The organism is Acidiphilium sp. AL (genome assembly GCF_025499445.1).
GTDB classification, from domain to species: Bacteria; Pseudomonadota; Alphaproteobacteria; order Acetobacterales; family Acetobacteraceae; genus Acidiphilium; species Acidiphilium iwatense.
In genome coordinates this window covers 1-4,102 of sequence record NZ_JAIMBZ010000087.1, presented here as the reverse complement: position 1 = coordinate 4,102, position 4,102 = coordinate 1, and the positions used below count along the sequence as shown (strand labels likewise).

Annotated in this window: 2 protein-coding genes; both read left to right on the top strand. The window is 63.2% G+C overall.

What is annotated here, in order from left to right; genetic code table 11:
• Positions 1–105 precede the first annotated feature (105 nt).
• On the top strand, positions 106–2,295 hold the full coding sequence (locus AiwAL_RS19725; protein ID WP_262313436.1) for an ATP-dependent RecD-like DNA helicase: 2,190 nt from the start codon (positions 106–108) through the stop codon (positions 2,293–2,295).
• A 187-nt stretch (positions 2,296–2,482) separates the two neighbouring features.
• Positions 2,483–3,574, top strand: coding sequence for a hypothetical protein (locus AiwAL_RS19720; RefSeq protein WP_262313437.1), 1,092 nt, complete (start codon positions 2,483–2,485; stop codon positions 3,572–3,574).
• Positions 3,575–4,102 lie beyond the last annotated feature (528 nt).

Sequence of the window (4,102 nt, the reverse complement as noted above, 5' to 3'; positions counted from 1 at the left end):
TGGCGCCAAACGCAATAACTCTCGGCTTGCCACAAGCGCGATGGACGAGCTCTTTGAACAGTACCGGCCTCGCCAAGCAGCCGGTTTCCGATGCAGTGTAGCGTCATGGATGTAGTCTCAACCCCGCAGCAGGTCCGCGGGGTGGTCGCCGGGCTGGTGGAACGGGTGACCTTCCACAATGCCGAGACCGGCTTCTGCGTGCTGCGGGTCAAGGCGCGCGGCCATCGAGACCTGCTGACCATCGTCGGCCATGCGGCGGCGATCGCCGCCGGGGAGTGGATCACCGCATCGGGGGACTGGGTGAACGATCGTACCCACGGCCCGCAATTCAAGGCGCAGTTCCTGAAAACCTCCGCCCCGACCAGCCGTGAGGGGATCGAACGCTATCTGGGCTCGGGGATGATCCGTGGCATCGGACCGGTCTATGCGAAGAAACTGGTGCACGCTTTCGGCGAAGCAGTGTTCGACATCATCGAGGGATCACCCGAGCGCCTGCGTGACGTCGCGGGGATCGGCGCGGTCCGGGCCCGGCGCATCGCCGAAGCCTGGGCCGCGCAGAAGGTCATCCGCGAGATCATGGTCTTCCTGCACAGCAACGGCGTCGGTACGGCGCGTGCCGTGCGCATCTACAAGACCTATGGCGCGGATGCCGTCCAGGTCATGAGCGAAAATCCTTATCGGCTCGCGCGCGATATCCGGGGGATCGGGTTCAGGACCGCCGATGCCATCGCGATGAGGCTGGGGATCGAGACGACCGCGATGATCCGGGTCCGGGCCGGCATTGGCTATGCCCTGACCGAGGCGATGGACGACGGGCATTGCGGCCTGCCGCGCGGCGAATTGCGGACCCTTGCCGCCGCATTGCTGGAGGTGCCGGGGGATTTGGTCGAGACCGGCTTGGGCCTGGAACTCGATGACGCCAATGTGATCGCCGATCGCGTGGGCGACACCGAATGCGTCTTTCTCGCGGGGCTTTATCGCGCCGAGCAAGGGATTGCCGCCCGGATCCGGGCGATCCGGCACGGGCCGCCGCCCTGGCCCGCGATCGACAGTGACAAGGCCTTGCCCTGGGTCGCCCGGCGCATCGGTCTGGATCTGGCGGAGAGCCAGCGCGCGGCCGTCCGGGGCGCGCTGGTATCCAAACTGCTGGTGATCACCGGCGGCCCCGGCGTCGGCAAGACCACCATCGTCAGGGCGATCCTGCGCATCCTCGCCGCGAAAGGCGTCAATCTCCTCCTCTGCGCGCCGACCGGTCGGGCCGCCAAGCGGATGAGCGAGGCCACCGGCTTCGAGGCGAAGACCATCCATCGCCTGCTCGAAGTCGACCCAAGCGGCGGCGGTTTCCGGCGCGGTGACGATCATCCGCTCGACTGCGATCTGCTCGTGATCGACGAAACCTCGATGGTCGATGTGCCCCTGATGCATGCGCTGCTCAAGGCGGTGCCCGATCAGGCCGCCCTGCTGATCGTCGGCGACATCGATCAGCTCCCCTCCGTCGGTCCGGGCCAGGTCCTGGCGGATTTCATCCGGTCGGACGCGATGCCGGTGGTGCGCCTGACCGAAATATTCCGCCAGGCCGCCGCAAGCCGGATCATCATCAATGCCCATCGGATCAACCGCGGCGAGATGCCCGATCTCGACAGGCCGGATCCGCAGAGCGATTTCTATTTTGTGCCGGCGGCGGATCCGGAGACCGCGATCAGCCGCATCGTCGATCTGGTCCGCTCCCACATTCCGCGCCGCTTCCAACTCGATCCCGTGCGCGACATTCAGGTGCTCTGTCCGATGGCGCGCGGCGGGGTTGGGGCGCGAGCGCTGAACATCGAACTGCAGAAGGCTCTCAACCCGGCCGGCGACAACAAGATCGAGAAATTCGGCTGGACCTTCGCGCCGGGCGACAAGATCATGCAGATCGAGAACGATTATGACCGGGAGGTCTACAACGGTGATATCGGTTATATCGCGACAATCGATCCGGACGAGGGTGAACTGGTTGCTCATTTCGACGGACGCGCGGTCAGCTACGGCTTCGGCGACCTCGACGCGGTCGTGCCCGCCTATGCGGCGACCATCCACAAGAGCCAGGGATCGGAATATCCGGCCGTGGTGATCCCGCTGATGACGCAGCACTACATGATGCTGCAGCGCAATCTGCTCTACACCGGCATCACCCGGGGCAAGCAACTTGTCGTCTTGGTCGGACAACGCAAAGCCCTCGCCATCGCGGTTCGCAACGTGGCCGGCCGGCGCCGATGGTCGAAACTCGGCGAATGGCTTCGGCTTACGGGTAGGTGATCGTTGACCCAGTCACCGATCTCGATCTGGTAAATGTCGAGTAGGTTCTGTCGCCCTTTGGCTGCTGGCGACCGCAAAGCCAACATCGCACAATTTCATCCTGGCGACCGAGGAAGGGGGTAAGCGGAAGCCCGTCGAAGGTCTTCCAACGGCAGCTTCGCGCCCACCGCGAGGTGTGCTCGCTCTCATGATCCAAAACCATCCGCACCGCGCGGGCACGGACCTCAGGGCTGAATTTGGTCGTTGTCTTGTTCATCGTGGCTCCATCCTACTCAAGAGTTGGAGCCTCCGGCAAACCCGGCGCGGTTCACGGTGGGTCTTCGCCGACGTCCCGATCGACGGCAAGCCCGGATCGACGATCGACGTCGTGTTCTCCCTCGAAGGCGACCAGGCCAAACGGAGCATCAATCCGATGCTCCACGAGAAGTGGAAGGACTGGCGGGAAGGCGAGTACAACGTCGAGGATCGCTACGGCCTCTGGCTGTGCAAGGACTTCATCCCGGTCGCGAGAAAGAACAACTGGGTGGCGGAACGGAGCGAGTGGACGAAGTACCACGCGTTTGTCAACTGCCAGGACCTCCGGCTGACGGCAAGCCGCAGCAACATCGACAACACGCCAGGCGCGGATCTGGCCGCCATCCAGAAGACCGTCGAACGCGTGTTCAAGGAGCGCATAACGGGCGACTCGAAATTCCAGAAATACCAGGAAGAATTGGAGAAGCAGCAGCAATACAGAAACGCCAAGGCCGAAGAGAGCGATTTCGAGAAGCGGAAAAAGGCGGCGCTGAAGAAGAAGGCGGCTTCGTTCAAGGATCTGACCCTGCTGGAACCGCGCCAGGAGGGCGGCGTCTTCAGCATCGTCATGCAGCTCCTGGCGGTCCAGCCGGACCTGTTCAGATTCTCCATCGTCGACTACGATACGGCGTTCGGATACGACCTGCTGGTCACCCAGGACACGGCACTCGACCTGAACAGAGCTGCCCTGCGCTTCGTAGAGATGAAGTTCGAGCTACAGCGGGATTTCAACCATTCGTTTTCGAAGCTCGCCGCGGTCATCTGCTGGGACACCAAGCTGGCCAACGAGGACCTCGTAAAGGACATGACCGGCGCCCGGCGCAGGATGAAAATAACCTCGCCGAAGGTCGACACGACGTTGAAGTATCAGAAATACATGCTCGTCTCCGACACCGAGCAGCATAACATCGAGGTCTTCGTTTTGACGGACTTCCTCAAAGAGGCCCTCGGCTGCGAGTTCCGTCCGCGGGCGCAGTCGCAATAGCCGGCAACGCAGGCGCGGCCGGAACGGCTCTCGCGGCACTGGCCTCAGCGGAACCCGAGCGACAAGTCTTCGAAATCGGCTGCCGGCGGCCGCCCAGCGCCCCAGTGGCACCCTTCGTGTCTAATCGACTAAGCGGAGGTTCCGCAAAAACGGCGGCTCCTGGCGCCTTCCGCCCGTAGCGCCTACGCCCGCTTTCTGGCGTTCCCCCGCCCGTACGGGGCTGATCGGGAAGGACAGCAACGAGTCGGGAGCTGCTGCGGAGCCCGCGGCAACGAAGGTCCGCTTACCCCCACCGCTTGCTCCAAAGCCGCCAATCCGGTCTCGGCCCACTTCGGCTACTGCCAACCGGCCTGTTAAGAGGCAGCTATGGATCAACTCCGGTGGTTTGTTGCAGTGAGCCTCAGCATCTGGTCGTGAGAAAATGTGACCATGTGATCGGCCACCGAGCCCGGAATCATCAGCAATAGGACTCAAAGACTCACCCGAAATCGCGCGCCTTCACTTTGGTCTGGTCGCGCTTGACGGCAA

Coding starts and splice junctions, on each gene's coding strand:
- AiwAL_RS19725 (WP_262313436.1), top strand. CDS start 106: ATGGATGTAGTCTCAACCCCGCAGCAGGTCCGCGGGGTGGTCGCCGGG.
- AiwAL_RS19720 (WP_262313437.1), top strand. CDS start 2,483: ATGATCCAAAACCATCCGCACCGCGCGGGCACGGACCTCAGGGCTGAA.